Here is an 18,404-nt window from a genome sequence, read left to right as displayed (position 1 = left end):
GTCCGAGGGCCGGATTCGTCAGCCGATGTCGATGACGGCTCGGCCGACGGTTTCGCCGCGCTTCAGGGCGTCGTAGGCGTCCTGGACCTGCTCGAACGGGTAGTGGCGGCTGATCGCGTCCTGCGGGCGGAGCAGGCCGCGGGCCACCAGGTCGAGCAGGACCGGCATGTCGCGCCGCGGCTTCGCGCCGTAGGAGCCCTTGATCTGCAGCTTCCGGCGGGCGATGGTGGCCAGGTCGAACTCCGCGGTGGTGCCCCTGGCGGCGATGCCGACCACCACGACCTGACCGCCTTCGACGACCGAGTCGCGCGCGATGTCGAAGGTGGGCACCGCGCCCAGCGCCTCGAAGGCGACGTCCACGCCGCGCCCGCCGGTCAGCTCGCGAATCGCCGCGGGCGCGTCCGCCTCGGCGGAGTTGACCACGTGCGTCGCGCCCAGCTTCCGCGCCCCGGCCAGTTTCTCCTCGCTGATGTCCACCGCGATGATCATCGACGCGCCGAACACCGCCGCCAGCTGGATCAGCGCCGAGCCGACGCCGCCCGCCGCGATCACCGCCACGGTGTCGCCGACCTGCACGTTCGCCGCGTGGCGCAGCGCGCCGTACGCGGTCATCGTCGAGCAGCCCACCGAAGCGACGTCGCTGAGCTCCACGCCGTCCGGCACGCGGTAGACCGAGGTCGCGGGCGTGACGCAGCGTTCCGCCAGGCCGCCCATCGAGTACATCCAGACCGGCTCGCCGTCCGGCCGGAACAGCCGGGTCTCGTCGTCGTAGAGCCGCCCCTTGCCGCGGTTGAACTCGAAGAACTTCCGGCAGATCTCCTCGTTGCCGCGCGCGCACTGCTCGCACTGGCCGCACGGCATGATGAAGCTGGTCACGACCCGGTCGCCCACCTCGAGTCCGGTGACGTCCGGTCCGAGCTCGGCGATCACGCCGGCCACCTCGTGCCCGAGCACCGTCGGCGTCGGGAACGGCAGTTCTCCCTTGAGCACGTGCAGATCCGTGTGGCAGGCCCCGCAGGACCGCACGTCGATGGCGACCTCGCCGGCCTTCGGTCGGGGATCGGCGAGTTCCTCGATCCGCATCGGCTGGTTCGCGGCGGTGTGCACGGCGGCGCGCATCCGGACCTCCAAGTCAGACCGGCCAGTCGGTTTGCCCGTGAAGCTATCGCGCCGACCCGCCGGGCACCAGGCGCGAACGCGGGAAATCCGCACCGCCGGTGATTGGCCCGGCACCGCCCGTGCGCTCGTGGTCGCCCGGCACGAACTCTTCACCTGCGCGTCGACCAGCGGTGATCCACCAGTCTCCTGCCCTGGATAGAACCGGAGGCATGACTCCCGAACCTGCCCAGCTGAACCGGCGAGCCCTGCTCCGCGGTGCCGCCGCCACCGGCCTGGCCGCCACCGGCCTGTTCCTGTCCGGCGCGCCCGCGTTCGCACGCGGCGGCCGCCCGGTGCTGACCCACGGCGTGCAGCTCGGGGACCCGCGCCCGGACGGGGCCGTGGTGTGGACCCGCGCCGACCGGCCGTCGCGGATGTTCGTGGAGGTCTCCCGGCACGCCGACTTCCGCGGCGCGCGGCGGATCCCCGGCCCGGTCCTGACCCCGGAGACCGACGGCACCGGCGAGGTCCGGCTGGACGGGCTGCCGCCGGGGCAGCAGGCGTACTACCGCGTGATCGCCGAGGACCTGGACGGCCGCGTCGAGAGCGAGGCGCTGACCGGCACCTTCCGCACCGCGCCGAGCAACCGGCGGGACGTGCGCTTCCTGTGGTCCGGCGACGTCGTGGGGCAGGGCTGGGGCATCAACCCGGACGTCGGCGGCATGACGATCTACCACGCGATGGCCGCCCGCAACCCGGACTTCTTCCTGCACAGCGGAGACACGGTGTACTCCGACGGTCCGTTGAAGGAGTCCGTCACGCTGCCCGACGGCCGGGTGTGGCGCAACGTCGTGACCCAGGAGAAGTCCAAGGTTGCCGAGACGCTGGCCGAATACCGCGGGCAGTTCGCCTACAACCTGCTCGACGAGAACGTGCGGCGCTTCGCCGCGCAGGTCCCGCAGCTCGTGCAGTGGGACGACCACGAGGTCACCAACAACTGGTACCCGGGCGAGATCCTGGACCTCGACCAGTACACCGAGAAGCGCGTCGACGTGCTCGCCGCGCGGGCCTTCCAGGCCTTCCACGAGTGGCAGCCCGTCCGCCGCCAGGACGCGGTGGACGGCCGGGTGTACCGGAAGGTCTCGCACGGCCCGCTGCTGGACGTGTTCGTGCTCGACATGCGCAGCTACCGCGACCCGAACTCGACGGGCACCACGCCGGAGCGGATCCTCGGCGCCCGCCAGGCGCGCTGGCTCGTCGACGGGCTCGCCCGGTCCAGCGCGACCTGGAAGGTGATCGCCTCGGACATGCCGATCGGCATCGTCGTGCCGGACGGCGACAAGATCGAGGCCGTGGCCAACGGCCTGCCGGGGGCGCCCAACGGGCGCGAGGCGGAGCTGGCCTGGGTGCTGCAGGAGATCAGCCGCCGCTCGGTCCGCAACACCGTCTGGCTGACCGCCGACGTGCACTACACGGCGGCGATCCACTACGCGCCGGAGCGCGCGGCCTTCGCCGGGTTCGACCCGTTCTGGGAGTTCGTCTCCGGCCCGCTGCACGCCGGCGCGTTCGGGCCGAACAAGCTCGACCCGACCTTCGGTCCGGAGCAGGTGTTCGTCAACGCCCCGACCCGCCAGGGCGCGTCCCCGCTGGAGGGCTTCCAGCACTTCGGCGAGGTCAACATCGACGGCCGCACGGGGCAGCTGACCGTGGACCTCCGCGACCAGTCCGGTCGCTCCCTCTGGGCCAAGACCCTCGACCCGCAGCGCTGACCAGCCACGATCGAGTTATTCCGTGGAAGTGGAAGTAGGAAAAGTCGTATTCTTACTTCTATGAAGCTGACGGAGAAGGGACAGGTGACCATTCCGATCGACCTGCGCCGAGAACTCGGGCTTCGGCCGGGCGATCAGATCGAGATCAGATTGGAGGGAAATGCGTTGGTCCTGACGCGCGCGCACTCGGTGCCCAGCCGCGGGCAGCGGATCGTGGAGCACCTCCGCGGGCGCGCCAGCGGGGAAGGGCTTTCCACCGACGAGATCATGGCGATGACCCGTGGAGAGTGAATCCACCCGCGCGCCGGCCACACTGGTCGACTCCAACGTTCTGCTCGATCTGGTCATCGAGGAGGGCGAATGGGTCGATTGGTCTTCGGACGCGCTGGAAAAGGCGGCGGAAGAGGGCCCCCTGGTGATCAACCCGTTGATCTTCGCCGAGGTGTCGGTGCGCTTCCCGGCGATCGAGGAAGTCGAGGAGGCGTTCCCGAACGACTTCTTCGTCCGCATGCCGTTGCCGTGGTCGGCGGCGTTCCTGGCGGGAAAGTGCTTCCAGGACTACCGCCGCCGGGGAGGCGAGAAGCGGTCGCCGCTGCCCGATTTCTACATCGGCGCGCATGCGGCGGTGAGCCGGCTTCGCCTGCTGACCCGCGATGCCCGCCGGTACCGCACCTACTTCCCGACGGTCGAGGTGATCGCTCCGGACTGAGGCGGGGTCGCCGCTCGGGGTGTCACCTGCATCGATACCCTGGCGGGCAAATCGGGCGCGGTGCGTTTTCGCACCCGGCGCCACCGGAAATGAAGGAGAAGCAACCGTGAGCGAGCGCACCCTGGTCCTGGTCAAGCCCGACGGCGTCGAGCGCGGCCTGGTCGGCGAGGTGATCAGCCGCATCGAGCGCAAGGGCCTGAAGCTGGTCGCGCTGGAGCTGAAGAACGTCGACCGCCAGCTCGCCGAGCAGCACTACGCCGAGCACGACGGCAAGCCGTTCTTCGGCAGCCTGATCGAGTTCATCACCTCCGGCCCGGTCGTGGCCGCGTGCGTCGAGGGCCCGCGCGCGATCTCGGCGTTCCGCCAGCTGGCCGGCGGCACCGACCCGGTCGACAAGGCCGCGCCGGGCAGCATCCGCGGCGACTTCGGCCTGGAGGTCCAGTACAACCTCGTGCACGGCTCCGACTCGGTCGAGTCCGCCGAGCGCGAGCTCAAGCTGTGGTTCCCGGAGATCTGAGCGCCGTGACCGGAACCGGCGCCGAAGTGACCGGGCCGCACCGGGTCGACGCCTCGCACCCGGGCCTGGTGGACGGGCTCGCCGGCCTGTGGGAGCGGGTCACCGCCGCAGGCGGCGCGGTCGGCTTCAGCCCGACCGACCCGGTCGAGCGGCTGCGCGCGGCGGCGGCCGCGCTGGTCGAGGACGTCCAAGCGGAGCGGGCGCACCTGATCACCATCGGCCGGCAGGACGCGCTGGTCGGGCTCGCGGTGCTGCGGCAGCGCCAGCTGCCGGTGCGCAGGCACACCGGTGAGCTGGCCTGGCTCGCGATCGACCCCGTCCTGCAGCGCCAGGGCTGGGGCAAGCGGCTGCTCGACGCCGTGCTGGTGCAGGCGCGGGCGATCGGCCTGGAGAAGCTGGACCTGGTCACCCGCAGCGGACACGACCTGGAGCGCTTCTACGAGGCCAACGGCTGGGTCGAGCGCGGCCGCTGGCCGGGCGCGGTGCGGGTCGCCGCCGGCGACGACCGCGACGAAATCTGGTTCACCCGCGACGCCTGAGCACCGGTGTTGCGCGATTTCAATGGAAGTCGGAGGTCCGATTTCCATTGACCTTTTTCATCCTCTGCGCGGATGGCCTGTGTCCTGGGTCGTGAGTGGTCATGGCTGCTGTGGCGACCATAGCCACTCACGACTGCGGGACGTCGGGTCGTGAGTGGCTATGGCTGCTATGGCGACCATGGGCACTCACGACCCCTGGACACTCGGGACCTGGTCTGACGCCGCAGACCAGGATGAAAAAAGCTCAATGAAATCCGCCCCCGGTCTCCCGATCCGGGGCGGACCTCTACCCTGGTCGCGTGCGTGTTGAGTCCGTTTTCGACAGGTTGGAACCGCTGTTGCCGCGCGTCTCCAAACCCGTGCAGTACGTGGGTGGGGAGCTCAACGCGACGGCGAAGGCGTGGGACGACGCCGCCATCCGGTGGTGCCTGATGTACCCCGACGCCTACGAGGTCGGGCTGCCCAACCAGGGCGTGCAGATCCTCTACGAGATCCTCAACGAGCAGCCGGACGTGCTCGCCGAACGCACCTACGCGGTGTGGCCGGACCTCGAGGAGCTGATGCGGGAGCACGACATCCCGCAGTTCACCGTGGACAGCCACCGGCCGGTCGGCGCGTTCGACGTGCTGGGCCTCAGCTTCGCCACCGAACTCGGCTACACCAACATGCTCGGCGCGCTCGACCTCGCGGGCATCCCGCTGCACGCGGTCGATCGCACGGATGACCACCCGATCGTGCTGGCCGGCGGGCATGCGGCGTTCAACCCCGAGCCGATCGCCGACTTCCTGGACGCCGCGGTTCTCGGCGACGGCGAGGAAGCGGTCCTGGAGATCACCGAGGCCATCCGGCGCTGGAAGGCCGAGGGGCGGCCGGGCGGCCGCGAGGAGCTGCTGCTCCGGCTCGCCGAGTCCGGCGGCGTGTACGTGCCGCAGTTCTACGACGTCACCTACGGCCCCGATGGCGCGATCTCCGAGGTCGTGCCGAACCGCGACCGGGTGCCGTACCGCGTCTTCAAGCGGACGACCATGGAGCTCGACGACTGGCCGTACCCGAAGAAGCCGCTGGTGCCGCTGGCCGAGAGCGTGCACGAGCGGATGAGCGTGGAGATCTTCCGCGGCTGCACCCGCGGCTGCCGGTTCTGCCAGGCCGGGATGATCACCCGGCCGGTGCGGGAGCGGTCCATCGAGGGCATCGGCGAGATGGTGCAGCGCGGGCTGGAGGCCACCGGTTTCGAAGAGGTCGGCCTGCTGTCGCTGAGCTCGGCCGACCACTCCGAGATCGCCGAGATCACCAAGGGTCTGGCGGACCGCTACGAGGGCACCAACACCGGGCTGTCGCTCCCGTCGACCCGCGTGGACGCCTTCAACATCGACCTGGCCAACGAGCTGTCCCGCAACGGCCGCCGCTCGGGTCTGACGTTCGCGCCGGAGGGCGGCAGCGAGCGGATCCGGCGGGTGATCAACAAGATGGTGTCGGAGGAGGACCTGATCCGCACCGTCTCCGCCGCGTTCGCCAACGGCTGGCGGCAGGTCAAGCTGTACTTCATGTGCGGGCTGCCGACCGAGACCGACGAGGACGTGCTGCAGATCGCCGAGATGGCCAAGCAGGTCATCCGGGCCGGCCGGGAGGTCTCGGGCCGCAAGGACATCCGCTGCACGATCTCGATCGGCGGTTTCGTGCCGAAGCCGCACACCCCGTTCCAGTGGGCGTCGCAGTGCGATCCGGACACCATCGACGAGCGGCTGCGCAAGCTGCGCCAGGAGATCAACACCGACCGCAGCCTGGGCCGCAACATCGGCATGCGCTACCACGACGGCAAGCCGACGATGGTCGAGGGACTGCTGTCGCGCGGTGACCGCCGGATCGGCCGGGTCATCGAGCGGGTGTGGCGCGAGGGCGGCCGGTTCGACGGCTGGAACGAGTACTTCTCGTTCGAGCGCTGGATGGCCTGCGCCGCCGCCGAGCTCGAACCGCTGGGCGTGGACGTGCACTGGTTCACCACCCGCGAGCGCGGCGAGACCGAAGTGCTGCCGTGGGACCACCTCGACTCCGGGCTCGACAAGGAGTGGTTGTGGGCCGACTGGCAGGACGCGCTGGACGCCCGCGAGCAGGACGACTGCCGGTGGACGCCGTGCTTCGACTGCGGCGTGTGCCCGACGATGGGCACCGACATCGAGGTCGGTCCGACCGGGCGGAAGTTGCTGCCGATCTCTCCGGTCGGGCAGGGTTCCCCGGTTCGCAACCCGGCCTTCAACGGCGGCTGACCCCCGCATCGTCCCTGGTCAAGGGGCTCTGATTCGGGGTGTGCGAGGTTCCGGCCGGAACCTCGCACACCCAGGCGGAGCGCTCGGTGCCGGGGTGGTGGCCGGGGTACGGTCCTTCGAAATATGAGCCGCAGGTGTTGTCACACGGCGGTTGAGCACGCAAGCATCGACATCGGAGCGGTCGACGAGGACCGCCGATGACGATCATTGGTCGGGGAGGGCATCCTGAGTCGGCGAGATCACCCCAATCCCTCGGCGCCACCGGTGCAGAAGCTGCGCCTGCGTTACGCCAAACGGGGGCGGCTGCGCTTCACCTCGCACCGCGACGTGGCGCGCACCTTCGAACGCGCGCTGCGGAGGGCTGGGATACCGATGGCGTATTCCCAGGGCTTCAGCCCGCACCCGAAGGTGTCCTGGGCCGGTGCGGTGCCCACCGGCGTGTCCAGCGTGGCCGAGTACGTCGAGCTCCAGCTCGTCGAGCGGCTCGACCCGGCGACGCTGTCCGCCGAGCTCAACGCCGCGCTGCCGGACGGGATCGACGTGCTCGACGCGGTCGAGGCCGAGCCGGGGCCGCTCGCGGACCGGCTGCAGGTGAGCCGGTGGCGGATCGATCTCCCCGGCACGGACGTCGCCGAGCTGCGCGACGCCGCAACGGCGCTGATGGCGGCCGACACCGCGCTGGTGGAGCGGATGACCAAGGATGGCCGCCGCACCATCGACGCGCGGGCCGCGTTGGTCAGCGCGGAGGTGCAGGACGGCCGACAGGTCGTCGCGGAGAGTGATCAAAATTCCGCGTCGACCGCCCAGGTGGACGATTGGCCGAAGGCATCCGAACCGTATGGGATACTTGTAACGGTCGTGCGGCAGACAACACCGGTCGTACGACCCGACGACGTACTGAGCGCCCTGCGTGTCGTCGCCGGTCTGGCACCGTCGGCCGTCGCGAGAGCGACCCGGCTGGAGCAGGGTCGGCTCGACGACGGGGGAGGGATTGTCGACCCGTTGGCCCGGGCCTCAGGCGGCGGCCGGATTCCGGCGGGAGAGCCCGCGGCGGGGTGACGGGCGGCGCGGACGTCGTCGACCCGCCGTGTGACTTCCCGGCCTGAAGGCCCGGGGCGGAGGGAACACCAGAATTGCCGTCGCCTGCGGGCGGCGGAGACCGAAGATCGCACATGCCTCTGTGCGGCCGCGTCCACCAGGACGCGCCCGGGGGCGGAGGAGCTGGATGTTGAACATGGATACGCCCGCTGGAAGCGCCAGCGGGCAATCGCCCACACCTACCCGAGACGAGCAGGGCACGATCGAGCTGCCCGCCAAGCTCCGGGTGCACGCACTGGCCAAGCTGCTGGGCGCCAGCAGCCGGGAGATCATCACGACGCTGGAATCGATCGGCGAATCGGTTCGCAGCGCCCAGTCGAACATCACCCGAGACGTCGCCCTGCAGGTGGTGCAGGCCCTGCACCCCGAGATGGTGGCGGAGTCGGAGAGCGCGGCCGAGCCGGAGCAGACCGAGCCGGAACCCCAGGCCGAGGCCCCGGCGGAAGCCGCAGCCCAGACCGAGCCGGAGCCGGCAGCCGAGGCCAAGCCCGCGGTCGAGGCGCAGCCCGCAGCTGAGGCGCAGGCCGCTGCCGAGCCCGCGGTGCCGGCGGCGGACTTCGCGTCTGCCGGTGCCGAGACCCCCGCAGGCACGCCCGCGGCACCGGGGCTGACGCCCCTGTTCGCCGCGCCGGCGCCGGAGGCGATGTTCCTCGCGCCCCAGCCCGAGGCGCGGCAGGTGCCGAAGCCCGAGCCGGAGCCGGTGGAGGCGAGCCAGGAGCCCGAGGCCGAGCAGCCCGCCGAGACCGCCGCCGAGACCGACGACGAGAGCGAGCCCGCTGGTCGCCGCCGTCGTCGTCGCGGCCGCCGGGGCCGTGGCCGTGGTCGCGGTGCCGAGTCCGAGTCGGGCGAGGAGGAAACCGACACCGCCGAGGAGACCGCCGTCGAGGCCGCCGAACCGGCCGCGGAGGAAGCCGCCGAGGAGCAGTCGGCCGAGGCTGAGGGCTCGGGCGACTCCAACCGCCGTCGCCGTCGCCGCCGTCGCCGCAAGGGCTCCTCGGACGACGAGAGCAGCGCTCGCGAGGACGACCCGCCGAACACCGTCGTGCACGTGCGCGAGCCGGCGGCTGCGGAGACCCGTCAGGACAGCAGCGACGACGAGGTGCGCGCGGTCAAGGGCTCGACGCGCCTGGAGGCCAAGCGGCAGCGCCGCCGGGACGGCCGCGAGGCCGGTCGCCGCCGGGCACCGGTGCTCTCCGAGGCCGAGTTCCTGGCCCGCCGCGAGTCGGTGGACCGCAAGATGGTCGTCCGGCAGAACGGCGACCAGACGCAGATCGCGGTGCTCGAGGACAACGTCCTCGTCGAGAACTTCGTGACCTCGTCGGGCTCCGGCTCGCTGGTCGGCAACGTCTACCTCGGGCGCGTGCAGAACGTGCTGCCCAGCATGGAGGCGGCGTTCGTCGACATCGGCCGCGGCCGCAACGCGGTGCTCTACGCCGGTGAGGTGGACTGGGACGCCGCCGGGCTGGCCGGCAAGGCCCGCCGCATCGAGCAGGCCCTGCAGACCGGTGACAGCGTCCTGGTGCAGGTCACCAAGGACCCGGTCGGCCACAAGGGCGCGCGCCTGACCACCCAGATCAGCCTGCCCGGCCGATTCCTGGTGTACGTGCCGGGCGGCGGCGCGACCGGCATCAGCCGCAAGCTGCCGGACACCGAGCGCAAGCGGCTCAAGGAGATCCTCAAGCGGATCGTGCCGGACAACGCCGGGGTGATCATCCGCACCGCGTCCGAGGGCACCAGCGAAGAGGCGCTGGACCGCGACGTGCGGCGCCTGCAGGCGCAGTGGGAGGTCATCAAGGAGAAGGCCGAGACGCCGGGCGCGCAGGCCCCGCAGCTGCTCTACGAGGAGCCGGACCTGCTGATCAAGGTCGTCCGCGACCTGTTCACCGAGGACTTCTCGGCCATGACGGTCCAGGGCAACGACGCCTGGGACACCATCGACGCCTACGTCAAGCACGTCGCGCCGGACCTGGCGCAGCGGCTGTCCAAGCACGTCGGCAAGAACGACGTGTTCACCGAGCAGCGGATCAACGAGCAGATCGCCAAGGCCCTGGACCGCAAGGTCTGGCTGCCCTCCGGCGGCTACCTGGTGATCGACCGCACCGAAGCCATGACGGTGATCGACGTCAACACCGGTAAGTTCACCGGTTCCGGGGGCAACCTGGAGGAGACGGTCACCCGCAACAACCTGGAGGCGGCCGAGGAGATCGTCCGGCAGCTCCGGTTGCGCGACATCGGCGGCATCATCGTCATCGACTTCATCGACATGGTGCTGGAGTCGAACCGCGACCTGGTGCTGCGCCGCCTCACCGAGTGCCTGGGCCGGGACCGCACCCGCCACCAGGTCGCCGAGGTGACCTCGCTGGGCCTGGTGCAGATGACCCGCAAGCGGGTCGGCACCGGCCTGCTGGAGGCCTACAGCAGCACCTGCGAGCACTGCCGCGGCCGCGGCCTGCTCGTCTCGACCGAACCGGTCACGCACCCGAACGGGCAGACGGGCGGCAACAACGGTGCCCGGCGGAAGCAGCGGGGCAAGCAGCACGAGCACGAGCAGCCCGCCCAGCAGGAGACGCGCACCGAGGCCAAGGCCGAGGCACCCAAGGCCGAGGAGCCGAAGGTCGAGGCGCCGAAGGTTGAAGAGCCGAAGGTCGATGCGCCCAAGGTTGAAGAGCCGAAGGTCGAGCGAGCCAAGGCCGAGGAGCCGAAGGCGGAGGCCGCCAAGGTCGAAGAGACCAAGCCGGAGCCCGTCAAGAGCGAGCCCGTCGAGGCCGTGAAGGCCGAGCCGGAGCCGGCGGCGAAGGCCGCGCCGGAGGCGCCGAAGCCGGAGCCCGTCGTCGAGCCGAAGGCGGAGGCGGCGAAGCCGGTCGTCGAGCCGAAGGCGGTCGAGCCCGAGGCGGAGCCGGCCGCGGCGAACGGTCGCCCGCGGCGCAAGGCGACGCGGGCCGCCGGCAGCGCCGGCGCGGCGGTGACGCCGCTGGTGGTCAGCAAGCCGGCCGAGCCGAAGGAGGCCGCCCAGAACGGCCTGCCGAGCGTCGCTCCGGCCGCTCCGGTGCGGCGGGTTCGCCGGTCCGCGTCCCGTCCGGCGGGGCCGCCGGTGGAGTAGCCCCCGTCCGGGGCTGCCACCGAAGGCAGCGCAGATTCGCCAGAATGGCCGATTCGTTCAAGAACGGATCGGCCATTCTTCTTATCTTCGGTGCATGATTCGATGCACCGAAGAGCGCGTGGCCGCCGTCGAGCGGTTCGTCTGGCTGACCGCGCGCGTGCTGGAACAACGCCGTTTCGAGTTCTTGTTCGCCGGAGGCAGCGCCGACGGGGTGCTGGCCGCGCTCGACGCCTACCGCTGCGCGGACGGCGGCTACGGCTACGCCTTGGAGCCCGACTCGCGCGGCCCGCTCAGCCAGCCGCTGCAGACCTTCACGGCGCTGGTGATCCTCGACGAGGTCGGGGCCTGCGACGGGGCCGCGGTGGCACGGATCTGCGACTACTTGGTGTCGATCACGCGCCCGGACGGCGGCGTGCCCGGAGGTGACACGCGGCTGCGGGACTACCCGCACGCGCCGTGGATTCCGATCGTCGAGGAGCCCGAGGGGAACCTGCTCTCCACCGGCCTGCTCGCGGCCCTGCTGCACAAGAACCGGATCGACCACCCGTGGCTGGCCGGGGCCACCGAGTTCTGCTGGCGGCGGATCGAGGAGCTGACCGAGAGCCACCCCTACGAGGTGCAGGCCGCGGTGTCGTTCCTCGACCACGTGCCGGATCGCGATCGGGCACGCGCCGCGGCCGGGAAGCTCGGCGAGCTCGTGCGGGAGAAGGGGTTCGTGCTGCTCGACCCGCAGCATCCCGAACGGGCACAGGTGCCTCCCGGCTACGCGCCCGGCGAGCTGCACTGCGCCTGGGACTACGCGCCGGAGCCGACGAGCCTGGCGCGTTCGTGGTTCTCCGACGACGAGATGGCCCTCGGGCTCGACCACCTCGCGGCCTTGCAGGAGGACGATGGCGGCTGGCCGATCCGCTGGCGCGCGTGGGCGCCCGGCACCCGCCTGGAGTGGCGGCCGCGGGTGGCCATCGATGCCCTGCGCACCCTCCGCGCCTACGACCAGGTCTGATCCGCGGCGCTCTCGGCTTTTGCTCATCTGTGCTAAGGTTTGCTCATGCGAGCAAATTCCGGCTCAGGTGAGCAAGGTCGGTCGTTCACCGAGCGGGGCCGGCGGGCGCAGATCGTCGAGGCCGCCATCGACACGATCGTCGAGCTCGGCTACTCGCGCGCGTCGTTCGGGCAGATCGCCAAGCGGGCCGGGCTGAGCAGCACGGGGATGATCTCCTACCACTTCCGGAACAAGGCCGAGCTGATGCAGCAGGTGGTCACCGACGTCTACGCGGTGGCCGAGGAGCTGGTGGGGGAGCGCATCGAGGCGGCGAGCACGGCGCGCGACCGGCTCCGGGCGTTCATCGAGTCCAGTGTGGACTTCTACCGCGCGCATCACCGGAAGATCCGGGCGCTCACCGAGATCTTCCTGAACGAGCGCGGCGACGACGCGGCGCTGCCGCACCGGCGGGAACTCGAAGGCTTGCGGGAAATGCTCCGCGCCGGCCAGCTGGCGGGCGAGTTCCGGGACTTCGACCCGCACGTGATGGCCGTGGCGCTGCGCCACGCGCTGGACGGCGTCGCACTGCGCCTCGGGGTGGAACCCGACGCCGACGCCGACCGCTACGCCCGCGAGCTCGCGACCATGTTCGACCTGGCCACCCGGTCCGGGTGAGCCGGCAACGCACGGAGGTGCCGTGGAAGACATCGTGGAGCTGGACTCGGGTCGCGTGCGCGGCCTGACCTTCGAAGAGCACCGGCTCTTCCAGGGGATTCCCTACGCCGCGCCGCCGGTCGGCGAGCTGCGCTGGAGCTCGCCGCAGCCCGTCGAGCCGTGGCCGGACGTGCGGGACGCGACCGCGCCGGGAAACCCGTGCCCGCAGCTCCCGCAGGACTTCGCCGACATCGCGAGCCTGGACGAGGACTGCCTGTTCCTGAACGTGACCGCGCCCCGCAGCGGCGGCCGCAAGCCGGTGATGGTGTGGCTGCACGGCGGCGGCGGGGCCAACGGCGAGGGCGCGATCTTCGACGCGCGCCGGCTCGCCACCGCCGAGGACGTCGTCGTGGTCACGCCGAATTCGCGGCTGGGCATCTTCGGCAACTTCGGCTACCCGGGCCTGGCGGGAGGCGGTGGTTTCGGCCTCGAAGACCAGCAGGCGGTGCTGCGCTGGGTGCAGCGCAACATCGGCGAGTTCGGCGGAGACCCGGGCAACGTGACGCTGTTCGGCGAGTCCTACGGCGGGCTCAACGTCAGCGCGCACCTGGTAGCGCCCGGCTCGGCGGGGCTGTTCCACCGGGCGATCGTGCAGAGCGGCTTCGCGCTGCTGCAGGCCCCGGCCAACGGCTGGGCGCCGGGCTCGCCGGATCTGCCGACGATGTGGATGTCCGCAGTGGAACTGGAAGCCCTGGCCGAGCACCTGGTCGGCGAGCTCGGCTGGGTGCGGCCCGGGCAGGGCCCGGCGATCGAGCAGCTGCGCCGCGTTCCGGTCGAGCAGCTGGTCAACGTGTCGTCGGTGTTCAGCAGGCCGGCGTTCGGCGGTTCGGTGCTGCCGGAATCCCCAGCGCAGGCGCTGCCCGCCGGGCGGTTCCACCGGGTCCCGGTCCTCACCGGCGGAACCCGGGACGAGGCCCGGCTGTTCACGGCGTTGTTCTGGGACGCTGCAGGTCAGCCGATCACGACCGACGGCTACGACAAGCTGCTCGCCGAGGCCTTCGACGCAGCGGCGGACGACGTCGCGCAGCAGTACCCCGCCGGGGCGTACCCGACGCCGAGCGTGGCGTGGGCGGACGTGGTCGGCGACTGCGCCTGGGCGCGCTCGGTGTGGGACTTCGCGCACGCCCTGAGCCCGGACACCGCCACCTACGTCTACGAGTTCGCCGACCGCGACGCGCCGCCGATCGTGCCGTTCCCGCCTGGATTCCCGCCGGGCGCCCACCACTCCGCCGAGGTGCCCTACCAGTTCGACCTCGGCGAGCCGGCGCCGCTGAACGACGCGCAGCGGCGGCTGGCGGCGACGATGAACCACTACTGGGCGAACTTCGCGCGCAGCGGCGACCCCAACGGGCCCGACCTGCCCGGCTGGCCGCGGTTCTCGGCCGCCGAGCCGAGGGTGCAGTCTTTGCACCCGGACGAGGTCGCCGGGACCGACTTCGCCGCCGAGCACCGCCTGGAGTTCTGGAGGGCTCTGGCCGAACGAGGCTGATCGCCCCGTGCCGTGTCTACTTTCGACTGCTGTAGGGGCTGTTCTGGATGCCGTGGTGTGAGGTGAAGTACCGACCCGGGGTCACGCCGGCCAGGCGGCGGAACTCGCGCGTGAGGTGTGCCTGGTCGGCGTAGCCGGTGGCGTGGGCGAGCTCCGCGAGCCCGCCAGGGCCGGTGCCGCGCCGCGTCGCCCGCTGGAAGCGGAGCACCGCGGCGAGGGTCTGCGGGCTGTAGCCGACGGCTGCGGTGACGCGTCGCCGCAGCTGGCGCTCGGACAGCCCGAGGGTGTCGGCAAGCGCCGGAACCGTGAGCGGGGCGGGGGAATCCAGAGCCGCGACCACGGCCGCGAGCGCCGGATCGGGCCGGTACTCCGACAACCGGGAGCAGGCGAACTCCTCGAGAATCCGCCCCGCCTGCTCCGGCGCTTCGCTGATCCTGTCCACGGTGTACCGGATCGAGGCGCCCCAGCAGTCCAGGCCGTCGACCTGCAGATCGCGCAGCTCGGTGGCCGGGATGTCGCCCAGCAGCAGCCGGGCGGCGCCGGGCCTGGCCCGGATCCCGGTGATGCGGCTCCCCGGTGGCAGCTCCGCGAGCCGGGCGGAGGTGTCCGGCCCGACCACGTCGAGGCGATCGCCCATCCAGATCAGGTCCACGCAGCCGTCCGGGACCACGCGCTGCACGTGGCAGTCCGCGTCCGCCCCGTGCGTCCACAAGCAGGCGATCGCCCCGGTCAGCGCGCCGACCGGCGGCCGCTCCCGATACCGGCTCACGACCCCCATGATGCCCACCGACCCCGACACCGGAACGCGAAGGGCCCCGCCGACCGGCTCGTTCGGTCGGCGGGGCCCTGCTGCCCGGATCAGTCCTGCTTGTCGTCGAACGTCGGGATGTCCGTGCGGTCGTCGGAGCTGGGCATGTCGCCCGGCAGCTCCAGGGCCTGCGTCAGCGGCCCGGGCGACCAGGTGCCCCAGTGGGTCTCCGAATGCACCTCGATCGCCGCCTGCGCGGGCAGCGCATCCGCGTCGTACGGGTGCACCACGTACAGCGAACCCCAGTCCTGCTGCGGATCGTTGCGCAGGTAGGTCGGCAGCTCGCGGACGCTGGACGCGATCGTCAGCCAGCCGAACGGCCCGCCGGCATCCGGCGACGACCAGCCCTCGCCGACGTCCCGGACCTCCTCGCCGGCGGACACCCGGAACTGCGGCATCTCCGCGATCCCGTTGTACAGACCGGAAATCCGCAGGCACGGGTGCACCAGCGCGGCCGGCCACTCGACGAACGTCGCGCTGTTCCCGATGACCTCGGTCATGTTCGTCAGCTTCGGCACCCGCGGCGCGGTCACCGCGATCCAGCCCTCCCGGCCCAGCGCCTGGTCGACGGCGATCAGCCGCATCTTCGTCGCGCCCTCGGCCTCGGCGCCGAGCATGTAGCGGTGATCCCGCCACCCGGGTGGCGGGCCCTGCTCCACGGTGTAGCGGCCGGTGATCTCGAAGCCCCGATCGGTGTCCTTGCCGAATTCGAGGACCACGAAGTTCGCGCCGGTCTCCGCGCCCGCCAGGCTCACCGCCATCGGCACCTCGCCGTTGCGGGCCGAATCCGGGATGTCGTACCAGGGCGTGCGCAGCTCGCCGGTGTTGGTGCCGGCCTCGTCGAAGCTGCCCCACGCCGGCGCGTTGTCGCCGCCGAACTGGTGCGGCGGCTTCCAGCTCGGCGCATCCGGGTCGACGCCGTCGCTGGCGGGCACGCCGGGCCGGGTGAAGCCCACCTGCTTGGGCTGCAGGTACTGCTCGGCGGTTTCCCGGCCGGCCAGGCGGCGCGGCGGCACCGGCACCGCCGGGTCCCGGGTCGGCGCGACCACCGAGGGCTGGTCGGGCGCCACCGGCAGGACGCTGGCCTGCGGATCGGTCTCGACCCCGATGTAGTCCGACAACCCGCAGCTGTCGCCGGTGAGCTGCTTGACGTTGTCCGTGGACAGGCTGTAACTGTCGCCGCGCTCCTGGATGGCCTTGCCGAACGCGGCGAGCTCGCCGAACACCATCAGCGCGCAGACCAGCGACAACGGTGCGGTGCCCAACCGCAGGGCGCGGCTGCGCTTCTCCGGGCTGTCCCAGCGCTCGTCGACGATCTTCGGGTTGTTCTCGTCGATGCGCAGGTGCTCGATCAGCGCGATCACGCCCGCTATCGCGGCGAACACCAGGAACAGCGTGCTGAAGTTGTGCCCGTTGATCGACGGCGGCTTGTCGAACCACGGAATGCCCCAGCCCGAGACGTACCACCAGGCGTTCGGCCCGGTGGCGGCGAACGCCAGGATCACCATCAGACCGGCGACGAAGCCGGCCCGGTTTCGGCGGGAGCGCAGCACGGTGGTGCTGGTGGCCAGCGCGGTCAGCGCCGCCAGGGCACCGCCGAAGGCGGCGAAGATGCCGAAGTGGTGGGTGTGCTTGGTGGGGGTCAGGGCGAGCACCGCGAAGCACATCGCGGTGATCGCGAGCAGCCGCCGGCTCGGGCCGAGCCCGGCACCGCGGATGCGGCCGCGCCGCAGCAGCACCACGGCGCAGGTGGCCAGGCAGAGGATCACCAGCAGCACCGGGAACCGTCGGGTCAGCGAACCGTCCGGGCTCTGGCTGAACAGCAGGCTGTAGCGGTTGAGCTCCTCGTACCAGCGGCCGTTCGGGCCGAAGGTGGTCTTGAGCTCCATCGCGTCCATGACCGACTGCCAGGTCTGGTCGTAGAACACCAGCGTCAGGATCACGAACCCGGAAGCGGAGATCGGCGCCAGCACCGGCACCCAGCCGAACTCCTGGGCCCGCTTGCGCACCAACCGGTACAGCGGCTTGATCGCGGCGATGTAGGGCAGCACCGCGACGAGGCCGTGCGGGTTGACGCCCACCGACAGGGCGGCGCCGACCAGGCCCAGCGCGGCGGGCATCAGCCGACCGGTCGACACGGCCCGCTCGACGGCGCACAGCGCCAGCAGCGAGAACAGCACCACGACCGGCTCGGCCCGGAGTCCGTTGTTGTAGGGCAGCCAGAACGCCAGGAACACCGCGGCGGCGGCCCAGCCAGCGGCGTTGCTGCGCCGCACCTGCTGGCCGAGTCTCGGCAGCACCTCACGGCTGATCAGCAACCAGCTGATGATGCCCATCAGCAGCGCCGGGAGCCGCACCCACGGCGTCGCCGTCGAGATCTGCACCCACAGCGCGTAGAACTCGTAGAACCAGCCGAACGGCGACTCGGGGTTGGCGAACCAGCGGTAGTAGTTGCTGACGTACCCGGCGCTCTCGGCCGACCGCACCATGCTCAGCACGTAACCGTCGTCCGACGTCATCGCGCCGATCAGCCACCACAAGCCCAGCGCGCCGAACACCGAGACGTCGCGGAGCGTCGGCTTCCACCAGCGCAGCGGGGCCAGCCGCGGCGCGCGACGGCCGGCGCGCGTGTCCAGCTTCCGCAGGCAGAGCACCGAACCGAGGAACGCGGCCACGGTGAGGGCGATCACCACGAGCTTGAGCGGCGTCGCGTAGCTGCTGAACCGGTTGTCGACGCGCGCCTCGAAGGACAGCCCGCGCACGTCGTCCGCGGTGTTGTCCAGCGACGAGTAGATGCCGGTCAGCTGCGGGCGCTGGTCGCCGAGAACGCGCGCCCACGCCTGCCCGTCGATGCTCGCGGTGGTGCCGTCGGCGTCCGCGCGCACGTCGATCGAGCACGCGCCGGCGGGCAGCTGCACCGTGCTGATCTGCCGCCCCTTGGAGAACAGCGCGGCCTGGCCCTCATCGACCTGCAGCGTCAGCCCGGTCAGCTTGCCGTAGTCCGAGGACGGCGGATTGGTGCTCAGCAGGATCGCCGGCCCCGCGGTGCGCGCGTCCAGGCTGCGAGCGGCGGCGCACGGCACCTTCGCGTCGAGCCACAGCGGCGAATAGGCGACCAACGGGGCGGACACCGATCTGGTGCCTTGAGCAGTTGGCCACCGTAATGTCACCACATCGTGATTGACAGGTAGGAAGGGCACGAGCAACGCCAGCACGGTGCCGACGAGCCCGAGCAGCGAGGCGTACAGCCGAAGTTTTTTCGCCGACCCTGGGTGCACGTGGAGACCATACGGGCGCTGATCGCCCGCACTTGTGCG

General features: G+C 71.3%; 14 protein-coding genes. 11 read left to right on the top strand and 3 right to left on the bottom strand.

From position 1 onward, the window contains the following. Positions 1–18: 18 nt before the first annotated feature. On the bottom strand, positions 19–1,119 hold the full coding sequence (locus ACWEV3_RS02155; protein ID WP_452612101.1) for a zinc-binding dehydrogenase: 1,101 nt from the start codon (positions 1,117–1,119) through the stop codon (positions 19–21). A 209-nt stretch (positions 1,120–1,328) separates the two neighbouring features. Here ACWEV3_RS02155 and ACWEV3_RS02150 point away from each other — a divergent pair, with 209 nt between their 5' ends. The 11 genes from ACWEV3_RS02150 to ACWEV3_RS02100 all read left to right on the top strand — a co-directional run bounded on the left by ACWEV3_RS02150 (position 1,329) and on the right by ACWEV3_RS02100 (position 14,279). Next, positions 1,329–2,867, top strand: a complete 1,539-nt coding sequence (locus tag ACWEV3_RS02150) for an alkaline phosphatase D family protein (protein ID WP_452612100.1) — start codon at positions 1,329–1,331, stop codon at positions 2,865–2,867. A gap of 60 nt (positions 2,868–2,927) precedes the next feature. Next, positions 2,928–3,158 carry an AbrB/MazE/SpoVT family DNA-binding domain-containing protein gene (locus tag ACWEV3_RS02145; RefSeq protein WP_452612099.1) on the top strand — a complete coding sequence of 77 codons (231 nt, stop codon included), beginning with the start codon at positions 2,928–2,930 and terminating at the stop codon, positions 3,156–3,158. Further along, positions 3,148–3,576 carry a type II toxin-antitoxin system VapC family toxin gene (locus ACWEV3_RS02140; protein ID WP_452612098.1) on the top strand — a complete coding sequence of 143 codons (429 nt, stop codon included), beginning with the start codon at positions 3,148–3,150 and terminating at the stop codon, positions 3,574–3,576. The genes ACWEV3_RS02145 and ACWEV3_RS02140 overlap by 11 nt, the downstream gene beginning before the upstream one ends. A gap of 106 nt (positions 3,577–3,682) precedes the next feature. After that, entirely contained in the window at positions 3,683–4,093 is a 411-nt protein-coding gene (gene ndk, locus ACWEV3_RS02135; protein ID WP_101376463.1) for a nucleoside-diphosphate kinase, read from the top strand. Positions 4,094–4,098: 5 nt separating this feature from the next. Continuing rightward, a complete protein-coding gene (locus ACWEV3_RS02130; protein ID WP_452612097.1) occupies positions 4,099–4,632 on the top strand; it encodes a GNAT family N-acetyltransferase in 534 nt (177 codons plus the stop codon). A 299-nt stretch (positions 4,633–4,931) separates the two neighbouring features. After that, positions 4,932–6,896: a TIGR03960 family B12-binding radical SAM protein gene (locus tag ACWEV3_RS02125; protein ID WP_452612096.1), complete on the top strand. Its 1,965-nt coding sequence runs from the start codon at positions 4,932–4,934 to the stop codon at positions 6,894–6,896. A 264-nt stretch (positions 6,897–7,160) separates the two neighbouring features. Further along, positions 7,161–7,955, top strand: coding sequence for a TIGR03936 family radical SAM-associated protein (locus ACWEV3_RS02120; protein ID WP_452612095.1), 795 nt, complete (start codon positions 7,161–7,163; stop codon positions 7,953–7,955). Between the two features lie 166 nt (positions 7,956–8,121). Next, complete coding sequence (locus tag ACWEV3_RS02115; protein ID WP_452612094.1) at positions 8,122–11,094, top strand: translation initiation factor IF-2 N-terminal domain-containing protein; 2,973 nt, start codon at positions 8,122–8,124, stop codon at positions 11,092–11,094. A 94-nt stretch (positions 11,095–11,188) separates the two neighbouring features. Then, positions 11,189–12,097, top strand: a complete 909-nt coding sequence (locus ACWEV3_RS02110; protein ID WP_452612093.1) for a hypothetical protein — start codon at positions 11,189–11,191, stop codon at positions 12,095–12,097. A gap of 45 nt (positions 12,098–12,142) precedes the next feature. Then, entirely contained in the window at positions 12,143–12,751 is a 609-nt protein-coding gene (locus ACWEV3_RS02105; protein ID WP_452612092.1) for a TetR/AcrR family transcriptional regulator, read from the top strand. A gap of 22 nt (positions 12,752–12,773) precedes the next feature. Next, entirely contained in the window at positions 12,774–14,279 is a 1,506-nt protein-coding gene (locus ACWEV3_RS02100) for a carboxylesterase/lipase family protein (RefSeq protein ID WP_452612091.1), read from the top strand. 16 nt (positions 14,280–14,295) lie between these two features. On the opposite strand, the gene ACWEV3_RS02095 is transcribed toward ACWEV3_RS02100, so the two are convergent. Both ACWEV3_RS02095 and ACWEV3_RS02090 read right to left on the bottom strand, forming a co-directional pair. Next, on the bottom strand, positions 14,296–15,057 hold the full coding sequence (locus ACWEV3_RS02095; protein WP_452612090.1) for a helix-turn-helix domain-containing protein: 762 nt from the start codon (positions 15,055–15,057) through the stop codon (positions 14,296–14,298). Between the two features lie 80 nt (positions 15,058–15,137). Next, positions 15,138–18,365 carry an arabinosyltransferase domain-containing protein gene (locus ACWEV3_RS02090; protein WP_452612089.1) on the bottom strand — a complete coding sequence of 1,076 codons (3,228 nt, stop codon included), beginning with the start codon at positions 18,363–18,365 and terminating at the stop codon, positions 15,138–15,140. Between the last annotated feature and the right edge of the window lie 39 nt (positions 18,366–18,404).

It is taken from the genome of Saccharopolyspora sp. NPDC003752 (assembly GCF_053605825.1).
Note: the sequence above shows the minus strand (reverse complement) of the source record. Positions and strands in the feature narration are given on the sequence as shown.

Excerpts from the sequence above, each read along its gene's own strand:
- ACWEV3_RS02110 (WP_452612093.1), top strand. The coding sequence starts at position 11,189 with ATGATTCGATGCACCGAAGAGCGCGTGGCCGCCGTCGAGCGGTTCGTC.
- ACWEV3_RS02105 (WP_452612092.1), top strand. The coding sequence starts at position 12,143 with ATGCGAGCAAATTCCGGCTCAGGTGAGCAAGGTCGGTCGTTCACCGAG.
- ACWEV3_RS02095 (WP_452612090.1), bottom strand. The coding sequence starts at position 15,057 with ATGGGGGTCGTGAGCCGGTATCGGGAGCGGCCGCCGGTCGGCGCGCTG.
- ACWEV3_RS02115 (WP_452612094.1), top strand. The coding sequence starts at position 8,122 with ATGTTGAACATGGATACGCCCGCTGGAAGCGCCAGCGGGCAATCGCCC.
- ACWEV3_RS02150 (WP_452612100.1), top strand. The coding sequence starts at position 1,329 with ATGACTCCCGAACCTGCCCAGCTGAACCGGCGAGCCCTGCTCCGCGGT.
- ACWEV3_RS02155 (WP_452612101.1), bottom strand. The coding sequence starts at position 1,119 with ATGCGCGCCGCCGTGCACACCGCCGCGAACCAGCCGATGCGGATCGAG.
- ACWEV3_RS02145 (WP_452612099.1), top strand. The coding sequence starts at position 2,928 with ATGAAGCTGACGGAGAAGGGACAGGTGACCATTCCGATCGACCTGCGC.